Source organism: Microcoleus sp. Pol12A5, assembly GCF_036701435.1.
In the GTDB taxonomy this organism is placed as follows: Bacteria; Cyanobacteriota; Cyanobacteriia; order Cyanobacteriales; family Microcoleaceae; genus Microcoleus.
Genome location: NZ_JAUBQU010000018.1, coordinates 56,762 through 75,303, shown reverse-complemented (window position 1 = coordinate 75,303; position 18,542 = coordinate 56,762). Strand labels below are relative to the sequence as shown.

Below are 18,542 nucleotides of genomic sequence, written 5' to 3'. Positions count from 1 at the left end.
ACTCATTACCTAGCTATAACTGTTGCCTCGTTTACCTATCTTTACATACTTCAGTCTTTTCAGCCCGACCTACTTAGGTTTGGCCGATGTTTTGCGATTTGTTGCCGATTCCCAGCGCTGGCAATATTTGATATTTCAAAGCAATCCCCGCCGCCACAAATAAGGCAATAATCAGCGCCCCAATTCCTACGGGACTGGGAATCCAGAATATCGCCTCCAAATAGTTAACTTCTCCGGGTTTGAGCTTCCAAACTAACTGTTTTCCTTGCTGATAGCTTTCGGGAACCAGCGCACCGGCGACAGTTTCAATACTTTCGGCGCCCCAAGGCGTGTTCAAGCTAAAGTCTAGCTCCAAAAGTCCCCCCGGGCTCAGCAGCAGACTGCCATTAGAAGAAAGCAGTGAAAGAGAGCGCAAATCCAATTCCAAACTCAACCGATTTCGCAGCACCAATAACAAATTATTCTGCTTGATATTCAGGTGAGATTCAAACTTCGGCAAATCTGTTTCTAGCGGACTTGCGACCCGATTTTTGGTGGTTGGTGCGACGGGATTGTAAAATTGGTTGAACTTGTCTTGCAACTCGGCTCCATTATTGAAAGGAATCCTCACTAGAACTTCTGTGGGCGAAAGCCGTTTAGTTTTTCCGTCCAGCAACCTCACCCGGCGTTCTACGCTTTTCAACCATTCTGCAACAGTTTCGGTGCTGAAACTCGTCAACCTTTCCCCCAGTTTTATGTGCTGTACGATTTCGCCACGAGTTTGACTCTCAAAGTTCACTCCGACATCGTACTGAACGCATCCACTCACTAGAGTTAAAAGGCAAAAAACCAAAGGTAAAAGAAAGAAAAAGTGCTTTTTCTTCTTCCGAGTTCCATCCTTGAAATTTTGCTCTTTCATTGTACCTTTTTTCCTGTTTTTCCCTATTTGCATGAATTAGCAAAGCGTTGAATTATCGGCAGTATTTATGTGTTTTTATTTCCACGTCTGGACTTGCGAACTGCATACCAAAAACCCAGTTTAGGGGCTGCCGAAGGGCGATTTCACAGATGCTTTGTGGCAGAAACCGGGTTTTTTTGACGTGAGTGCTAACATTTTTCTAGCAGCAGTGTCGGCTTTACCTGGAATTAACCGCACTGAACTTATTGCCTGGAAGCTACACCCAACTGTTGAAACAGCATACTCGGCAAATATGCCGCACCGCCTACCCATTCGGCTTCGCTGCTCAAATCTGCCAAATTTTTAAAGGCTTCAAAAATGCTGCCTGCCACCATTGTATTCTTGACGCGGCCGACAATTTTGCCTTTTTCTACTTTATAGCCTAAGTCCAAATTGACAGAAAATTCGCCAGCTAACTGATTGGACTGACCGGCACCTAAAACCTGCTCTACTATTAGACCTTCGTCCATGCTAGCAATCAAGTCTTGAGTGGCGGTATTTCCTGGGGAAATGCAAAAGTTAGTCAAATCAGGGCCTGGGCGAGACAGTCCGCCACGAAAACCGTTGCCGGTTGATTGTACACCGGCGCGAGCGGCCCACCTGCGATCCCAATAAAATCCGGTGACAGTACCTTTGTCTATCAAGACTTTGCGGGTGGTGGGTGTACCTTCGTCGTCAAAGGGACAAGCAGAAGGACCTAAAGTGGGGTCTTCAAAAAAGGTAAAGCGTTCGTCAAATAAGGTTTCGCCGATTTTGTCGGCTAGGGGAGAGGCTTTTTGAACTACTGCTTGACCTGAAAGGATGGTATCAAACAAGCCGCCGAGGGTGCTAGCAGCGCCTCTGGGGGTAAATAATACTGGGTAGGAACCGCTGGTGATGGTGGCTGAATGTTCGGCGAGGCGGTATTTTTCGAGGAGTGATTCGAGGATGCTGTTGGTGTCGAGGGGACGATCGCGCGCAACGTCGTAACTGTATGCTTGCATAAAATCTTCTCCCTTTACCAAATTTCCCGCGATCGAGCCGCTGACTATTTGGCTGCTTCTTTCGGCATACAAATCTTGCGTGGTGGCAATTTTCACGCGGCCGCTGCGGACGTGGAAGCCGACATCTACCATAATATCGGGATTGTAGGCGTGAACTTGCTCGATGAGGTTTTTGCCGTTTTCGACTAATTCTTGAGTTGTGGGCGGAGTGTAGGTGGTTTCCGGGCCTTTTAGGTGGAAGTTGGAGGCGAGTTCAAATTCTGCGGGGTCGCCGATTTCGGCTGTTTGAATCGCTGCATCTACTAAATCGTCTATCCGCGTTAAATCTGTGGAACTAGCAAAACCGATTTTGCCGTGCGAAATCAGCCGGAGTGCTACGCCTTGCAGTGCTTTAGTTTGCAGGGATTTGAGGCGATTGTTTTCAAATTCTATGGGAGTGTCTTGACTCGACAGGTAGTATACTTCAGCGGCATCCGCGCGTTGAGATGCCAATTTCAAAATCTGTTCTATGGTTGAATCGCTCACAATAATCGCCTTTCTGGTTTGGTCTTTTTTTTATTTTAGCAATTATCGCTATTCAACATCTGACTCCTGCCTCTTGCTCGATAATTAATCGGTGTATCCGTGTCAAAACTACTGGTGGTGCCTTCCTTATTCATTCTTCCTAACCTCAGCTACATCCGTTACATCCGTTAAATAATCCGTTGCCGAACTTCCTTTTCCTGTAATTGTAATTCACACTATTTAAAAACATAGTTAACGGCTGCAAACAGTCGCTCTAAGTCCTGAATTGTATAGAAAAATTTATTTGTTGAGTAAATATTTATAATTTGAGCTTGCCAAACTGCCACATTGCCCCATTAGAAACAATACCAAATATAGTTTGTTCGGGTTCATTGTTAAGTCGCTGCACGGCGATCATTTCTGCCAAATACTGCCCCCATACTTCATCAAATGCGCTCTCTTTCTTGGCTTCAACTAATATGAAATAGGGCTTGTGAAAAACTACTGTGCCGAGGGGGGAGCGGTTCGCCAATATATAATCTGGAATTCCTAACAGATTCTCATTATAGACTAAGGGTTGGTCACTCCAGAGGAGAAAATTAATTCGATAATTTTCCCAAACTTCTTTTAATACAGGATAAATGATATTTTCACCAATGGCGATTTCCGAGTGGTAAAATACTCCGTCATTGAAAATCAATTCTAATTCATTCTGAAAAACTTCGCTGACTGCAAATTATGTTTCGAGAATAAAATTATCCTATAGGCAACTAATTTTGAATTATTTCGCGACCGCGCTGCTACTTTTATAGTTACTAAAAGGCATTGCTTAACTTCTCTCAGTAGGGGTTAGGTAAGCCTCGGTGCACCCTAGAGATAGAGTTTGTGCGAATGAAAAAATGATTAATAACTAATAAATAAGCCACCTAAAATTAGCCCGATCGCAATTAACGCCACCCAGATAAACCTATTATCTTTCGTATTAACCTGACTCAAATCTATCGGCTCTGGTACGACTGGCTTGGGTTTAGCGTACTTGATATCAGGGTTCGGATTAGCTTGAAAACTGATTGATTGATTTTCATCTAAAGCCGCCAAATCAGGAATTTTCACCATCCATTCAGGAGGGATAGTGAGTTTGGGAGCTTCGAGAATGAACAGCAAGCGCTTTGCTTGTTGGCGGGTTTCTTGGCGGGGATGGCGGGTGAGCGCACGGCAAAGCTCGATCGCCCTTTCTGTATTGCCAGAGGCTTCGTAGGCTGTCACTAGCCACATCTGCACTTCACCGCCCAACCGCGAATTTCGATCGACTAAACCGGTAGCTGTTTCTAAACTCTGCACAGCTTGAGCATATCGGCCACTCTCAAAAGCTACTTGCCCAGCTTGATACTCAGTTTGAACAATTTCTAACTTTTCTGAAGTCACGAGCACCCACCCAATTCACAAATATTAATTCCCAAATTCCCCAAACGCTAGAATTCGCTGTTGTGTTGCGGCATACCCGACTCGTTGTCGCGTTTGGAACCCAGCAAGTCTAAATGGTCTACCTTAATTACCGGCTTCGAGCGATTTGAACCTGTATTGCGGTCTTGCCAGCGATCGAACTTCAAAGAGCCTGTTACGCCAATTAGAGAGCCTTTGCGAACGTAGTCAGCCGCAATCTGCGCTGTTTTGCCCCAGATTTCCAGATTGAACCAGTCTGGTTGATCGCTGTTCTTCGTTCTGCGATTCACTGCCAGCGTCAAACTACACTTAACTGTACCCGACTCAAAATACTTCACGTCCGGGTCGCCGCCGACGCGGCCTACTAAAGTCACAACATTAAGACTCATAAACTTTTTTGGGAATGTGGTCGATCGGTGATGTAGTTAAACAGTCCACACGCGCATTAGCCTCCAAACTGAACTTGGAACAACGCTTGTGAGGCTTCATCCTGATTGTACACCCAGTTAGCAGAACATATTGATGGTGGATGATTGGCAAGTCTGCGCTCAACCTGAGCTCGACAATGTACATTTCTGACTAGACTCAGGATGAAAAACGTAATAGAATCCACCTCGGTTACACTTTTGTAACAACATTATTGCACACAATAGTATTTTAGTTTTTGGGGGGGGTACGAATCAGTGGGTCTTCTCAATCGATTTTCGTTATCTAGAGATATGGGTATCGACCTCGGTACTGCTAACACGCTCGTTTATGTATCGGGCAAAGGTATTGTTCTGCAGGAACCTTCTGTAGTAGCGATCGACCAAGATTTAAAAATACCGCTGGCTGTTGGAGAAGAAGCAAAAAAAATGCTCGGCCGCACGCCAGGGAATGTCATAGCACTGCGCCCGCTTCGCGACGGGGTAATTGCAGACTTCGATACGGCAGAACTGATGCTTAAGACTTTTATCCGCAGAGTTCACGAAGGCCGAAGCTTAGTTTCGCCGCGGATAATTATTGGCATCCCCAGCGGTGTCACCGGAGTAGAGAGGCGTGCTGTTATTGAGGCGGCGACTCAGGCCGGTGCTAGAGAAGTACGGTTAATTGATGAACCCATCGCTGCAGCGATCGGGGCTGGACTGCCTGTTGCTGAGGCAACTGGCAATATGATTATAGATATAGGCGGAGGTACGACGGAAGTTGCGGTTTTGAGTTTGCAAGGTACGGTGATCAGTGAGTCTGTGCGGGTAGCCGGCGACGAACTCAATGAGGCGATCGTCCAATACATGAAAAAAGTTCACAATTTGGTCATCGGCGAACGCACTGCTGAAGAAATTAAAATTCAGGTGGGTTCTGCATATCCAACTCCAGAGGATGACGATGTAATGATGGAAGTGCGGGGCTTGCACTTACTGTCGGGTCTGCCGCGAACTGTTACTATCAAAGGCCCAGAAATTCGGGAAAGTATGTCGGAACCGCTTTCAGTAATTGTGGAAGCTGTCAAGCGTACTTTGGAACGCACCCCTCCTGAATTAGCAGCAGATATTATTGACAGGGGAATTATGCTGGCTGGTGGTGGCGCGCTGATGAAAGGTTTAGATACTCTGATCAGTCACGAAACAGGAATTGTCACTCACGTGGCAGCAGATCCGCTGTCATGCGTGGTTTTGGGAACTGGTAGGGTATTAGAAAACAAACAGTTGGAACGGGTTTTCAGCGGGCAGTCGTCGCGCAATATGTAGTTAACAAATTTGGGATTGTGGATTTAGAAATACGGCTGCAATCTCAAATCTAAAATCCTGACATAACAATTTTAGATTACTGAAATTATGCTAAAAAATACATTCCGAAAGTGGTGGGATCTGCGGCTGCAAATTGCTCTTTTAGGTTTAGCTGTAACTGCCGCTTGGGGAGTTCGACAAACACAAGGTGCTGCTGTATTTGAAGTTTACAATTGGGTGACTCGTCCGTTTCATGCCAACGGCTCTGGGCAAGAGGAACTCATCTCGGCGCGAACTCAAGAATTGCAAGCGCAGCTATTAGAATTAGAAAATCAAAATCAGAAGCTAAAAGAGCTTTTAGGTTACGTTTCGGCTAAGAAACCAGCAGGGATTGTAGCTCCTATTGTCGGTCGCAGCGCAGACCACTGGTGGCAGCAAGTAACCTTGGGGCGTGGCAGTAACGATGGCATTAAAACAGATTTTACTGTGATGGGCCCCGGCGGTTTAGTAGGCAGGGTTGTCAGCGTTACTCCTAATACTAGCTTGGTGCTGTTAGTCAGCGACGCTACGAGTCAATTGGGTGTGGGAATTACCCGCAGTCGCCACATGGGTTTTATGCGCGGGAAAGGCGGAAATCAGGCTGTGATGGAGTTTTTTGAGAATGTTCCCAATGTCAAGCCTGGGGATGCGGTTTCAACTTCTTCTTACAGTCAGTTGTTCCCTCCTGGTTTGCCGGTGGGAAAAGTGGTTTCGGTGGATATGAATAAAACTCCGGCTCCAGAAGCTGTGGTTGAGTTCTCTGCACCGATGAATGCTCTGGAGTGGGCGGTGGTTTACCCCCACTCTAAGCAAGTCGAACCAAAGGATTCGCAGAGTCAATCTTTTGCACCATCTGAGGGAGCACAGCAACAATGAAAGCTTTATCTCGGATGTCTTCGCCGCGATCGCGCCAATTTCTCAACTTCGCAGTTACATTTCTATCGGTGATGCTTTGCATACTGATATTGCCCACTCGGATGCCGGGAATGGAATTGCTGGGAATTGGACCGAACTGGCTGTTAATTTGGTTGGTAGCTTGGAGTATTAAGCGGAAACGTACAGTTTGGGGAGCTGCTAGCATGGGCTTGGTTTTGGGGTTCCTTCAAGATGCGATGACGGCTCCTCATCCCACCCATGCTGTCAGTCTAGTGGTTGTAGGAGTCTTAACAGTTGTTTTGCAGAAAACCTGGTCGATTCCGGTAGATATTGTTGAGAGAGATCCGATCCCGATCGCGTTAATTGTGTTTGGGATGGCGGTGGTAGCGGAAACGGTGATGGGGCTGCAATTTTTTTCTATGGGCGATCGGGCTTTACTGGAAATTTGGAGCTATCACCAGCGAGTGGCTTTGTGTTCTGCTATTCTTAGCAGTCTGTGGGCCCCGGTGATTTATTTTCCTCTCAATCGCTTGTGGGAAATGACCAAGAATGTAGAAAAACCTTAGTCAGCGATTAGTTATCAGCCATTGGTCATTAGTCCTTATTCCTTAGTCAACAGTGAACAGTCAACAGTTAACTGTTCACTAATTACTGTTAACTGTACTCATTCTACTATTACTTGTTGGCCCGAACCTAATAAGTGATGAACGGCAATAATCAAATCGCTGAGAATGAAATTAGGCTGGTGCTTTTGCAGTTGATAGCGGCTACGAATTCCGCAGGTAACGGCAATTGTAGTTATTCCCAATGCTTTGCCTGCGAGGATGTCTGCTTCTGTATCTCCGATCATCCAAGCCGAACCCAGCGATGACTCAAATTCTTCTGCAACTTCAGCCAACAATTCAGTTTTTAAGGCTGTATAGTTGTGATAGGCGGCATCCGCCATCTGAGTTCCGCGAATGCTGGTAAACAGTCTGGCTAAACCGTAATTTTGTAACAGTTGAACGGCTTGATTTCTCGGTCGCAGGGTGACTAAAATCAGCCGCACGCCGCGGGAGTGCAGGAGTCCGATCGCCCATTGTACTCCCGGCTGGATGCGATCTAAGTGCAACAAGTCTGGCTGATTGACAATCTGACTGACGCATCCAAGAAAAACGTGAATTTCTTCTCCCGACAAGCCGGAACTTTTAGCGATTTCAGCATCGGGTACTCGGTTTTGTTTCATTTGCCAAAACTGCTGTTTGCTGAGGATTTGAAGGTTGAGGTTGATTCCCCTAGTAAGATAAGCTGCTTGAGTGTCGGTCAATCCCTGTTGATAGGTGGCATAGTAGCGATCGGACACATCGACTATGGGCCCGTCTAAATCGCAAAATACCGTCATCCGGGGGGACGAGTCAGCCTCTGATGGTAGCTTGTACTGAAGGTTTTCGGAGTCTTGGGCGACAGCAGTTAACATAAAACGTTAAGTAAATCAAGGGAGTTATACATTTCTCGACTGTAGCAAAAAATGTATAAGTTATAATACAAAAATTTTAATGATTTCATTAAAAAAACCTATTAATTTTTTGAGGATGGGGCTCAAGAAAGGCGATCTAGCAAGCCTGCGCGTCGATAAAATTCAGGGAAAAAGTGATTTTTGTGGCTGTTAATATGTGCTTTAGCCATTAAAGTTTAGAATTAAGTTTTTAGTCTTTTGTAATTTACCCATGCTCAAACAAAGCGATTTTGTTAGGAATTCGGACACTAATCGAGTAGAGGTGCTGTCCGAAGCACTGCCTTACATTCAACACTTTGCCGGTCGCACTATAGTGGTCAAATATGGCGGTGCGGCGATGAAAGATAGCAATCTCAAAGACAAGGTGGTTCGGGATATTGTGCTGCTAGCTTGCGTGGGGATGCGTCCGGTTGTGGTTCACGGCGGCGGCCCGGAAATTAATATTTGGCTGGAAAAATTGGGAATTGAGCCGCAATTTAAGGATGGTTTGAGAGTGACTGATGCGGCGACAATGGAAGTTGTAGAAATGGTTTTGGTGGGGAAAGTAAATAAGGAAATTGTTTCGTTAATCAACCAAGCTGGTGGCAAAGCAGTGGGATTGTGTGGCAAGGATGCGAATCTGATTCAAGCTCGTCCAGATGGCCGGGAAGGAATTGGATTTGTTGGTGAAGTCAGCGGCGTGAAAATCCAGATTTTGGAGTCTTTGGTGAACAGCGGTTATATTCCGGTGGTGTCGAGCGTGGCAGCCGATGAAAACGGTCAATCTTACAACATTAATGCTGACACGGTAGCTGGGGAAATTGCGGCTGGTTTGGGAGCAGAAAAGTTGATTTTGATGACTGATACTGCGGGAATTTTAGAGGATTATCACAAGCCGGATAGTCTGATTGCTAAGTTAGATATTCAAGAAGCAAGAGAGTTGGTTGAGTCTGGAGTTGTCTCTGGGGGGATGATTCCGAAAGTTAATTGTTGTGTGCGGAGTTTGGCTCAGGGTGTGAAGGGTGCTCACATTATTGACGGTCGAATTCCTCATGCTTTGCTGCAAGAAATCTTTACGGATGCGGGGATTGGGTCGATGATTGTGGCTTCTGAGTTTAGCAGCGCGAACTTAAGGCCTAAGTAAGGCGTAAATCCTAGCGTGGGGAGGGCGGGTGCGTGAAATGGGTAAACTCGCTGCGATCGCGTATATCCAACTAAACCTGCCCCTAAAAACCTTGAAAAGGTACTTCTGGGAACTTACTTCAACTAATTCTAACCGTTGTTGGATTTCAGCTTTTCTTAAACTACGATCGAACACTTGAGAGTTTTGGATTCTGTTGCGATTCTTAAGCCGATTTCAAATACGCGATTAGCGCTAGTGGAACCACAATACGCATCTATTTCTAGTTTACCAGTTAGACTTGTGGGAACTATTGTTGAAGTGTATGAGACGGGAAAGGAATGTCAGTATTTACTGGAGTTTGCTGATAGTCAAGGGAGTGAATATGCTATGGCTATGTTGAAAGCTGATGAAATTTTAGTTCTGCAATATGAACTGGCAGTTGCTTAGTAAAGCGAGGGGGATAGAAGTTAGATAATGGCGATTCGCTACGGGATAGCTTTGCACGCGCGTACTTTAGGAAAAAGAACAATTGCGCTACACCCAAAACATTAGGAAACTGCTTTGAGGTATTGGGTGACAGGCTTCATATCGATGTCATCGTGCGAAGTCAGTATTTTAAATGACAGGGGATGTCGGCTGCAATCAAAACTTCCAAATCGCGATCGAGCTTTGACCAATCCTCATAAATGCCGACTTGCCTGAGTTACACAAGTTAAAGATGAATCTTTCGAGTCATTCACTCCCGTGTTTTGTACTGAATATCAAAACCTGCCTTTTCCCCAATTTCTTCGATATCGCAGTCTACAAGTGCCATATCCGTCGCTTCACCGGCTAGGGCAATATGACCGGGCGGTATGGGGTCAAGAGGATCGCAGCACCAACCCTCAGAATGGTTCCATACACTTTGACCTTGAGATTATCGAATTTTCATGTCTTTTGCCTCACTGAAAGTAGCAGCGAAACCAGGCTTTGCCTTCACGACGAACATCTGCAAGAGACCGTTTATATTCAGTTGCTATAGCAATCCTAAATCATTTGTGAATTTCTTACTCCCTCCCCTTGGGTTCGGGGAGAGTTGGGGTGGGGTGAAAATTTACAACTCCTGCAAGGATCGCTATAGCTAATTTAGGATGATTGCATTTACGACCTAGAGCTTAGCTATACAGAGGCTTTGATGGTTTTTCAAGAAGTCTAAAGATGTAGTGAGGGAAATTCGTCTTCCCTAGCAAAAGACCCTTCCTGGATTGACTCCTGGAAGGGTTGCACCATCGATTCTTCCACTTTTAATCAGGATTGGGACTCCCACTGTTGCTCCCAAACGTCGAGGAAATTGTGCCGGATGCCCAGAAGGTAAACTTCGTACTCAAAGATGCCGCTATCCCGTGATTAAAAAGGCTAAAGGTCGGTTCCAAAAATCACCAAAAGTCGTAACTTAACCTTGAAAACTATTTCTAAATTCACTAACATCTCACTCCGGTAACCAGGAGTCAATTTATGCTTAGTCTAAACTCCAATCTAGATGAAGTATTTAACACTAAGTCCGACACTAAAAATTAATGTTCTTGTGGGGCGGGTCGCAGTACCCGCCCCAACTGAATTTATGTTGCTTTAGCCGGACAGGATCTTACTCATTGCTTAACTTACAAATTGCAACTCATATCCCCCGATAATTGACTGAAACGCGCATTTTCCCGATAGTCTACCGGACAGTCAATAACGCAAGGAACATCTTGAGCAAGGGCTTCTTTCAGAATCGGAATTAAATCTGTTGCAGATTCCACTCGATAGCCTTTTAAACCCATACTTTCCGCAAATTTCACAAAATCAGGGTTGCCAAATTTGACGAAATCTGAATGACCAAAATAATCTTGCTGCTTCCATTCAATTAACCCATAACCGCCGTCATTAAAGATCAGCGTCACAAAATTAGTACCGACTCGCAAAGCAGTTTCTAATTCTTGGCAGTTCATCATAAAACCGCCGTCGCCGGTGGCTGCTATTACTTTGCGATCGGGATAAACGAGTTTTGCCGCCACCGCACCCGGAATCGCAATTCCCATCGCCGCAAATCCGTTAGAAATCAGACAGGTATTCGGGCGATCGCAATGATAGTGCCGCGCAATCCACATTTTGTGAGCTCCCACATCAGATATCAGAATATCTTCCGGGCCCAGGACTTGCCGCAAATCGTAAATGAGTTTTTGTGGCTTGATCGGGAAACCGTCGTCGGCTGCATATTGTTCGTACCCAGCGCGAATATCCGCCCGCAATTGCTTAGCAAAAGGGTCTACTTTCTCCATGCGATCGGCACGCTGCAAAATTTCATTGAGGGAATCAGAAATATCTCCCACAACTTCTATAAGAGGAATATAACTGCTGTCAATTTCTGCTGGCAAAGATCCAATATGAATAATCGGAATTTTTCCTTCTGGATTCCACTTCTTCGGGGAATATTCAATCAAATCGTAGCCAACAGCAATCACTAAATCCGTTTCTTCAAAAGCACAGCTAATATAATCCCGTTTTTGCAGTCCCGTCGTCCACAGTGCCAAAGGATGAGTGTAAGGAATTACACCTTTGCCCATGAAAGTATTAGCTACGGGAATATTCAATCGAGTAGCAAATTGTGTCAAAGCATCGCTGGCGTTAGCACGGATCGCGCCGTTTCCTACTAAAAGCAGAGGACTTTTAGCCTTAGAAATTGCCACAGCAGCTTTATTCAAGCTTTGGTAAGCGCCAAAAGTTTTTTCGCGGTTGTCTTTGGTGAGCGGATTTCCTTCAGCAGGCATTGCTGCGATGTTTTCAGGTAAGTCAATGTGAACTGCTCCGGGCTTTTCACTTTGAGCTACTTTAAAGGCTTTGCGGACAATTTCTGCCGTCGTGCTGGGGCGAACAATTTGAGCATTCCACTTAGTAACTGGCTCAAACATGGCAACCAAATCTAAATATTGGTGCGATTCTATGTGCATCCTGTCTGTGCCGACTTGTCCGGTAATTGCTATTAAAGGAGCGCCGTCTAAATTGGCGTCAGCCACTCCTGTCATTAAGTTAGTTGCGCCTGGACCCAAGGTGGACAAGCAAACGCCGGCTTTGCCGGTGAGACGACCGTAAACGTCGGCCATGAAAGCCGCGCCTTGTTCGTGACGAGTAGTAATAAATTTAATTGAAGAGTTTCTCAGGGCTTCTAGAATTTCTAAATTTTCTTCTCCGGGAAGTCCGAAGACGTATTCGACGCCTTCATTTTCTAAACATTTCACCAATAGTTGAGCTGTGTTCATTTCCGTTTCTCTCCTCGGTTAATGGGGGTTTTTGGTCTTTTTCAACCGATCGCAAAAATACTATACGGACATTTTTAACCGCAGGTAAACGCAGATAAACGCAGACTTATGTAGATTTGTGCGATCGGTTGATAGAGTGGGAGCTTATTTCACCCACACTGTTTTAATGTTAACAAATTCATGAATTCCTTGGATGCTCAATTCGCGTCCGTAACCGGAGCGTTTGATGCCACCGAAGGGCAATCTCGGGTCGGATTTTACTAAACCGTTGATGAATACCGCGCCGGCCTCTAGTTCGGAAATAAAGCGATCGCTCTCTGAGTTTACTGTAGTCCAAGCTGACGCACCCAAGCCAAAAGATGTGCTATTTGCGAGTTCGATGGCCTCATCGATGCCTGCAACTCGGAATACTAAAGCTACAGGCCCGAAAAATTCTTCTTGACGGGCAGAGGCATTCGGCGGAATGTCTGCCAGAATAGTTGGCAAGTAGAAATTGCCGGTCTTCTCTGACAATGGGTGGCCACCTGTCAGAAGTTTTGCTCCCGATTGGATGCAAGTTTGTACTTGATTGTCCAAGTCTTGGAGGATTGCGGGAGTAGCTAAAGGGCCGATATCGGTTTCGGGAAACATCGGATCGCCTACTTTTAATTGCTCGAATTTTTCGACAAATCCTGTGATAAATTCGTCGGCAATCTCTTCTGCTAAAATAAAGCGTTTGGCGGCGATGCAAGATTGACCGTTATTGAGCATCCGGGATGTCACAGCAGTTGATAAAGCTGCTGCTAAATCGGCGCTGGACATCACAATAAATGGGTCGCTCCCTCCCAATTCCAGCACTACTTTTTTCAAATTTTTCCCCGCATTTGCTGCCAAACTTTCACCCGCTGGTTCGCTACCGGTAAGAGTTGCTGCTTTTATACGATCGTCCGCAACGATATCGGCTACTTTGTCGGCGCCGACTAACAAAGTTTGAAAAACTCCTTCGGGAAAGCCAGCAAGCGTAAAAATTTCTTCGATTTTCAAAGCGCACTGAGGCACGTTGGAAGCGTGTTTGAGCAAGCCGACATTGCCCGCCATCAGTGCTGGCGCCGCAAACCGAAAAACTTGCCAAAATGGAAAATTCCAGGGCATGACGGCTAAAATAGGGCCCAGCGGTTGGTAGCGGACAAAGCTGCTGCTAGCGTCAGTGGTTGCCGGTACATCTGCCATAAATTGAGCGGCATTTTTGGCGTAATACCGACAAACTAAGGCACATTTTTCCACTTCGCCGATCGCAGATTTGAGCGTTTTGCCCATTTCCAGGGTCATCATTTCAGCGTAAATTTCGCGATCGCGCTCCAAGATATCTGCTGCTTTCTGCATCCACAGAGATCTCTGCTCAAACGGCAGTTGGCGGTATTTTTTAAAAGCTTGCTGTGCTAATTCCAGCTTAGCTTCTATCACCTCATCCGCGATCGGCTCAAAAGTTTTCAGCGTTTCTCCCGTTGCCGGGTTGATAGTAGCAATAGCCATTGTTTCATCTCCTGTGTGAAAAACACAAAACTCCCTGCTAGTTTTCAGCCTAGGCAGGGAGTTGTATCAAGGTATTACAAAATAGGAATTTACCGGCCACGTTTTCTTTCAGGTCTTGCCAAGTTGCAAGTGCCGCGATTTGTTTAAATTTCTCTATTTTTAATTATAGTTCAGAGTCTCGATCGCAAATCTTAAGAAAATTTGTCTTTCTGAAATCACGCACAAATCTCAAGAACAGGCGAGGCGGCCTGTTCCACAAAAGTTAAATGTTTTTGTGGGGCGTCCCCCCCGCCCCTGATATCGTTTTCGGTTGCATCGGAATAATAAAATCGAGTCAACAGTTAAAACTCAACCATTCAGTTTTTCGACCCGCCCGTCAACAGTCAACAGTCAAGAGTCAAGAGTCAACAGTCAACTATTCCGGAGGAGTGCAACCGGAATTGATATGACAGCTTTATTCACAACTAATGGTGCAAGATGGATGAAATATCTTGTCGGGTGTCACGCCCGCCTTGCATTCTCAAGAACAGACCCGACGGCCTGTTCCATTACACATTTCTCAATTCCTCTCCCTCAAACAGACTGTTCCTGGACGTAATCCTGCACGTAAGACTGATAGTAATACCTGCTGCCTTTATCGTTATTCGCCACCATTCCCAACAGCGGAATTCCAGCCATTTTTAAATCTTCAAAAGCCAACAACAGCGCCTCCCGCTCAGTTTGATGCAGCCCCACTACCAGCATCAATCCGTTAGTGTGAGCCGCCAACAAATTCGCATCCGCCAAACCTAAAAGCGGTGGAGTATCGTAAATAACTAAGTCAAAATGATTTGACAAAGTTGCCATTAAATGAGGCATTTTTCGGGAAGAAAGCACCTTTGTGGGATCGAGAGGAACCGGGCCGGAAGTTAACACAAACAAATTTTCATCGCGGGGCGATCGCAAAATCAACTGTTGCACATCCACATCATCCGCGATCGCATTGTGCAAGCCTTGCCAATTCGGTAAACCCAGCATTTCGTGTACCTGCGGGCGCCGCAAATCCGCATCAACTAACAGCACTTGCTGGCCCATTGCTGCTGCTGCCCGCGCCAGATTGACTGCTACAGTAGACTTGCCATCAGCTACTTGACAAGAAGTAATTACACAAGAATTGATGGGAGTATCAAGGTTGAGTAAGCGAATATTCGCATTGAGCGATCGAAAAGCTTCTTGAAAAGCATCCGTCGGCATCGGCGAAATTGCCACATCCACCGGGCTTGTCTCAGCAGGAGGAAGTCTCAAAATTTTATCGCTAGCAGGAATTACCCCCAACAAAGGCAGGCGAATCGACTGTTTGACATCCTCTGGAGTTTGGAACACCGTTTTATTTTTAAACCGTTCCGCCAACTGCGCCGCCAGCATACCAAACAGCAAACCAGCCAATCCCCCCAAAGCCAAATTCAAAGGCATAATCGGAGCAACAGCCATCAACTCGCCATTTTTGTAACGCGGAATTTCCGGCTTAGCAATAACTTCCCAAGCCACCTCTTTTTTGCCCACAGCTTCAAGCTGCAAAGCTTGCTGTTTTGCCAGCAAACCATTCAGCGTATTGTTAGTCAAATCCAACTCGCGCTGCAAATCCGAATAGCGCCGCAAAATCACCGGTAATCCTTGAGAGTATTGATTCAACTGCTTAGCAGCTTGTTCCAAAACTTGATTCCGCACGCCCAGCACCTGAATTAAATTAGCAGTACCAATAAACTGCTCAATTAACTTAATCCGAACCGGATCTTGAAAAGCCAGCACTTGCGAATTTACCTTAGCCAAATCAGTTCCCAGAACCTGTTGGGCTTCTTTCTTCAATAAAGGAATCAGGTTTTTGCGCTGTTCTCGCAACAATTGCATTTGCGGAGTTTCGTCTGTAAACGTAGCCGAGTTAATCGCAATTTGCCCTTCTAATTGCTGCAATTGAGTCAGCATCGCTTGATAGCGGGGAGCTTGACTCAGAGCCGAGGCCATCAGCGCTTGCTTCTGGTTCAGTCCGAGCTGATTTTGCAGATTGGAATAGAGCAATCTCTGCTGATTGAGCTGCGTTTGCGCGTCCAATCTTTGCGTTTGAAGTTGGCTGATTTGCTGCGCGAGTTGTTGGGTTTGAATTTGCGGATCGATGAAATTGTACTGCTGCCGCAACTTTTGAATTTCTGTTTGCAGAGCTTGTTGACGCTTTCGCTGGTTGGGAATTTGCGATTTCACAAAATCCAGAGTCTGACTAATTTGAGTTGTGGTATCTTGCACGCTGTAGTTGCGGTAGCCAAGCGCAACTTTTTCCAAAACAAACTGAATTTTTTTCGGGTCATAATCCCGATATCTAACTTCGATAATCTTGGTATTTTTGAAGCGATTAATTGACAGCCTGGTTTCTTGAGAAAACGGCAAATTATCTGCTTTTTGGTTCAAGAGATAGCTGTAATTTATTTCGGGATACTTAGCCTGCAACTGTTTAATAATCGGCGACATTACTTGCGGGCTTTGCAAAACTTGAATTTGGGATTCGTAGTCAAAACCGCCCTTTTCTTCGGTCGCCGGGGCCGCTGGTTGCAGTTTCAGCTCACCGGAGTAGATTTTTGCTAAAGTATTTTGCGTAACCGCGGGTTCTACTAATAATTGAAAGCGCCCTTCGTACTCGTTTTTTTGATTCAGTGTCCAGGCGAAAACCCCGGTGGTTACTGCCGCTGCTACGCCGATGACTAAGATAGAGCGACTGCGGCAAACTTCCCAAAAACTTAACTCTTCTGCCTCGGTTTTCTCTCTGCCTAAAAATTGATCTTCTGCATAAAGCCCGGAAGAAATTTTTTGCAGATCAGCGGCTTTTTTATGATTAAACAGTGCTACTTGAGATTGTTTCCCTGGTTTCATTTGATTTCTACAACTTATTAGTTTAAACGTCTGTACCGCTGGCGGAGTTTCAGGAAACCTGTTGATTCCTAGATATTTCATTACCAAACCGCTATTTTTTCTAGAAAGCGGGTTTCTGACGTGTTAATGCCAGTCTATTCAAATCACCGAAAAATATCGAACAACCGAAATATTCCTAACAGCGGGCTGAGAGGAGCAAGAGTCCCCCCTACATTATCCGAGAACGTAGCGCGACCCGATCTCCTTACCATAATTACATCATTATTTTTTAGTTTGGGATTAGTTTCTTCATTGGCAGTTGCAGAAAAATTAACCTTAACAGTTAGCTGGGAAACTGTGCCGTTAGGATTGAGGCGAATTAAATCCACCGAATCCATTTGAGCGCGCGCTTTATTAAAACCTCCCGCTGCTACGAGCGCTTGATTTAAAGTAGTGTTGGGAACCACCGCAATCGCTCCTGGCTTCACGACTTCTCCCACAATGTTCACCTTAATCGTATCAGGTGAAAAATTAGAATTAGCCACTTGTTCATCTTGGGTTCCCTCGATATCTTCGGCTTTGGGAACGATTACCGTATCTCCCTGTTGCAGCGCTAAATCTTGGGATACATCTCTCCCTTCCAAAAGTTGCCACAAATTCACATTAATAATTTGCTCTGTACCCGCCCGTGTCAGGCGGCGAACTTGTATTTGTCTGATATCAGCTACCGGCGTAATGCCGCCGGCCATTTTAATTGCCCTCGTTACAGTTTGCTGCAAAACTGTTTCCCCGCTGTTGGTTTCGCTGGCAGCAAACAAACCAGAATTTTCACCCATTTCATTCTCTTGTACCCTACTTTGAGCCTCTTTTGCCAAAGTATAAGTACCGGGGCGAGTTACTTCGCCCACCACAGCAATATTAATTGGTTGAGTGCTTTGTCCGGTAATGTTAGCTACTGCTAAAGTCGGTGCTTCTTGGCGGTTGAGGCTAGTTACAGTGGGAATGAATATAGTATCGCCGTCGCGCAAAGTCATATCTGCTCGCAAATCGCCGTTTTGCAATAATTCCCACAAATCCACACTAATAATTTGTTCAGGTGCGTTGCGCTGGGGGCGGCGGATTTTGATTTGCCGCACGTCTGCTGACTGCGTAATTCCGCCGGCCATTCGCAGAGCCCGCGATATCGTTGGCATTTGAGTTCCCATTTGCTCTGCTGTGCCTCCGGGGCCTGCTGCTGAGGATATTGTATAGGCTCCGGGGCGGTTAATTTCGCCCGCGATCGCAATTTGCAAAGGACGCGCTGCCAGCAGTTTGAGGGTAATCCAAGGACGTTTGAGGTATTTGCCGTATTTGTCTTTAACAGCATTAGAAGCTTGTTCTAGGGTCATCCCGTACACCGAAACGCTGCCAATTAACGGCAAACTCAGGGAACCGTCGGCCTGTACTTGGTGTTGACCGTTGGGCCCGCTGTATTCTGGGACGTTGAAGATGTCCATTTGGATACGATCGCCCGCGCCTAAAGTGTAAACTTCCGATCGTACACTTGAAGGTTCACTTGCCGGAATCGCCGGAAATCCCTGAACAGGAGGCATGGGTACGGGAACAGCAGAACCAGGAGGAGGAGGAGGAGGAGAGAAAGCAGGAGGAGGAGGCAAAAACTGAGCCATCCCCGGAGATGAACCTGCAGCCAGCGCTGACACTGTTAAAAATTTGACCGTGAAACCTTTGACAGTATTGAATTTTGAATAGTTTTTGCTCACCATCGCCTTTTGCCCCTATCCGCTTCCTAC

The 18,542-nt window shown here is 45.9% G+C and carries 15 protein-coding genes; 5 read left to right on the top strand and 10 right to left on the bottom strand.

Going from position 1 to position 18,542, the window contains the following annotated elements; all coding sequences use genetic code 11:
- Nucleotides 1-73: 73 nt before the first annotated feature.
- The 5 genes from QUA45_RS07580 to QUA45_RS07560 all read right to left on the bottom strand — a co-directional run bounded on the left by QUA45_RS07580 (nucleotide 74) and on the right by QUA45_RS07560 (nucleotide 4,256).
- Nucleotides 74-898, bottom strand: coding sequence for a DUF3153 domain-containing protein (locus QUA45_RS07580; RefSeq protein ID WP_333095867.1), 825 nt, complete (start codon nucleotides 896-898; stop codon nucleotides 74-76).
- A gap of 242 nt (nucleotides 899-1,140) precedes the next feature.
- Complete coding sequence (locus tag QUA45_RS07575) at nucleotides 1,141-2,445, bottom strand: TldD/PmbA family protein (RefSeq protein ID WP_333148500.1); 1,305 nt, start codon at nucleotides 2,443-2,445, stop codon at nucleotides 1,141-1,143.
- Between the two features lie 298 nt (nucleotides 2,446-2,743).
- The gene (locus QUA45_RS07570) at nucleotides 2,744-3,124 is read right to left on the bottom strand and encodes a hypothetical protein (RefSeq protein ID WP_333220128.1); all 381 of its coding nucleotides are present in this window, start codon (nucleotides 3,122-3,124) and stop codon (nucleotides 2,744-2,746) included.
- A 203-nt stretch (nucleotides 3,125-3,327) separates the two neighbouring features.
- Entirely contained in the window at nucleotides 3,328-3,849 is a 522-nt protein-coding gene (locus QUA45_RS07565) for a tetratricopeptide repeat protein (protein ID WP_333098952.1), read from the bottom strand.
- A gap of 47 nt (nucleotides 3,850-3,896) precedes the next feature.
- Nucleotides 3,897-4,256, bottom strand: coding sequence for a single-stranded DNA-binding protein (locus QUA45_RS07560; RefSeq protein ID WP_333098950.1), 360 nt, complete (start codon nucleotides 4,254-4,256; stop codon nucleotides 3,897-3,899).
- Between the two features lie 330 nt (nucleotides 4,257-4,586).
- On the opposite strand from QUA45_RS07560, the gene QUA45_RS07555 reads away from it, so the two are divergent.
- From QUA45_RS07555 to mreD, 3 genes are all read left to right on the top strand, one after another.
- A complete protein-coding gene (locus QUA45_RS07555; protein WP_190738046.1) occupies nucleotides 4,587-5,594 on the top strand; it encodes a rod shape-determining protein in 1,008 nt (335 codons plus the stop codon).
- A gap of 87 nt (nucleotides 5,595-5,681) precedes the next feature.
- Complete coding sequence (gene mreC / locus QUA45_RS07550) at nucleotides 5,682-6,488, top strand: rod shape-determining protein MreC (RefSeq protein ID WP_333148498.1); 807 nt, start codon at nucleotides 5,682-5,684, stop codon at nucleotides 6,486-6,488.
- Nucleotides 6,485-7,054: a rod shape-determining protein MreD gene (mreD, locus tag QUA45_RS07545; RefSeq protein ID WP_333070244.1), complete on the top strand. Its 570-nt coding sequence runs from the start codon at nucleotides 6,485-6,487 to the stop codon at nucleotides 7,052-7,054. Before mreC ends, mreD begins: the two co-directional genes overlap by 4 nt.
- A 98-nt stretch (nucleotides 7,055-7,152) precedes the next feature.
- On the opposite strand, the gene QUA45_RS07540 is transcribed toward mreD, so the two are convergent.
- Nucleotides 7,153-7,944 carry an HAD family hydrolase gene (locus tag QUA45_RS07540; RefSeq protein ID WP_333098948.1) on the bottom strand — a complete coding sequence of 264 codons (792 nt, stop codon included), beginning with the start codon at nucleotides 7,942-7,944 and terminating at the stop codon, nucleotides 7,153-7,155.
- A 250-nt stretch (nucleotides 7,945-8,194) separates the two neighbouring features.
- On the opposite strand from QUA45_RS07540, the gene argB reads away from it, so the two are divergent.
- A complete protein-coding gene (argB, locus tag QUA45_RS07535) occupies nucleotides 8,195-9,106 on the top strand; it encodes an acetylglutamate kinase (protein WP_333034924.1) in 912 nt (303 codons plus the stop codon).
- A 234-nt stretch (nucleotides 9,107-9,340) separates the two neighbouring features.
- A complete protein-coding gene (locus QUA45_RS07530; RefSeq protein ID WP_333220126.1) occupies nucleotides 9,341-9,532 on the top strand; it encodes a DUF4926 domain-containing protein in 192 nt (63 codons plus the stop codon).
- 1,193 nt (nucleotides 9,533-10,725) lie between these two features.
- Here the strand turns inward: QUA45_RS07530 and QUA45_RS07525 are convergent.
- From QUA45_RS07525 to QUA45_RS07510, 4 genes are all read right to left on the bottom strand, one after another.
- On the bottom strand, nucleotides 10,726-12,363 hold the full coding sequence (locus tag QUA45_RS07525; protein ID WP_333098945.1) for an acetolactate synthase large subunit: 1,638 nt from the start codon (nucleotides 12,361-12,363) through the stop codon (nucleotides 10,726-10,728).
- A 144-nt stretch (nucleotides 12,364-12,507) separates the two neighbouring features.
- Entirely contained in the window at nucleotides 12,508-13,875 is a 1,368-nt protein-coding gene (locus tag QUA45_RS07520; RefSeq protein ID WP_333220124.1) for an NAD-dependent succinate-semialdehyde dehydrogenase, read from the bottom strand.
- Between the two features lie 573 nt (nucleotides 13,876-14,448).
- Nucleotides 14,449-16,773: a polysaccharide biosynthesis tyrosine autokinase gene (locus QUA45_RS07515; protein WP_333098942.1), complete on the bottom strand. Its 2,325-nt coding sequence runs from the start codon at nucleotides 16,771-16,773 to the stop codon at nucleotides 14,449-14,451.
- Between the two features lie 143 nt (nucleotides 16,774-16,916).
- Entirely contained in the window at nucleotides 16,917-18,515 is a 1,599-nt protein-coding gene (locus QUA45_RS07510; protein WP_333098939.1) for an SLBB domain-containing protein, read from the bottom strand.
- Between the last annotated feature and the right edge of the window lie 27 nt (nucleotides 18,516-18,542).

What these genes read in the sequence shown, in the direction of transcription:
- QUA45_RS07580 (WP_333095867.1), bottom strand. Translation starts at nt 898, where the DNA reads ATGAAAGAGCAAAATTTCAAGGATGGAACTCGGAAGAAGAAAAAGCAC.
- QUA45_RS07560 (WP_333098950.1), bottom strand. Translation starts at nt 4,256, where the DNA reads ATGAGTCTTAATGTTGTGACTTTAGTAGGCCGCGTCGGCGGCGACCCG.
- QUA45_RS07555 (WP_190738046.1), top strand. Translation starts at nt 4,587, where the DNA reads ATGGGTATCGACCTCGGTACTGCTAACACGCTCGTTTATGTATCGGGC.
- mreC (WP_333148498.1), top strand. Translation starts at nt 5,682, where the DNA reads ATGCTAAAAAATACATTCCGAAAGTGGTGGGATCTGCGGCTGCAAATT.
- mreD (WP_333070244.1), top strand. Translation starts at nt 6,485, where the DNA reads ATGAAAGCTTTATCTCGGATGTCTTCGCCGCGATCGCGCCAATTTCTC.
- QUA45_RS07540 (WP_333098948.1), bottom strand. Translation starts at nt 7,944, where the DNA reads ATGTTAACTGCTGTCGCCCAAGACTCCGAAAACCTTCAGTACAAGCTA.
- argB (WP_333034924.1), top strand. Translation starts at nt 8,195, where the DNA reads ATGCTCAAACAAAGCGATTTTGTTAGGAATTCGGACACTAATCGAGTA.
- QUA45_RS07525 (WP_333098945.1), bottom strand. Translation starts at nt 12,363, where the DNA reads ATGAACACAGCTCAACTATTGGTGAAATGTTTAGAAAATGAAGGCGTC.
- QUA45_RS07520 (WP_333220124.1), bottom strand. Translation starts at nt 13,875, where the DNA reads ATGGCTATTGCTACTATCAACCCGGCAACGGGAGAAACGCTGAAAACT.
- QUA45_RS07515 (WP_333098942.1), bottom strand. Translation starts at nt 16,773, where the DNA reads ATGAAACCAGGGAAACAATCTCAAGTAGCACTGTTTAATCATAAAAAA.
- QUA45_RS07510 (WP_333098939.1), bottom strand. Translation starts at nt 18,515, where the DNA reads ATGGTGAGCAAAAACTATTCAAAATTCAATACTGTCAAAGGTTTCACG.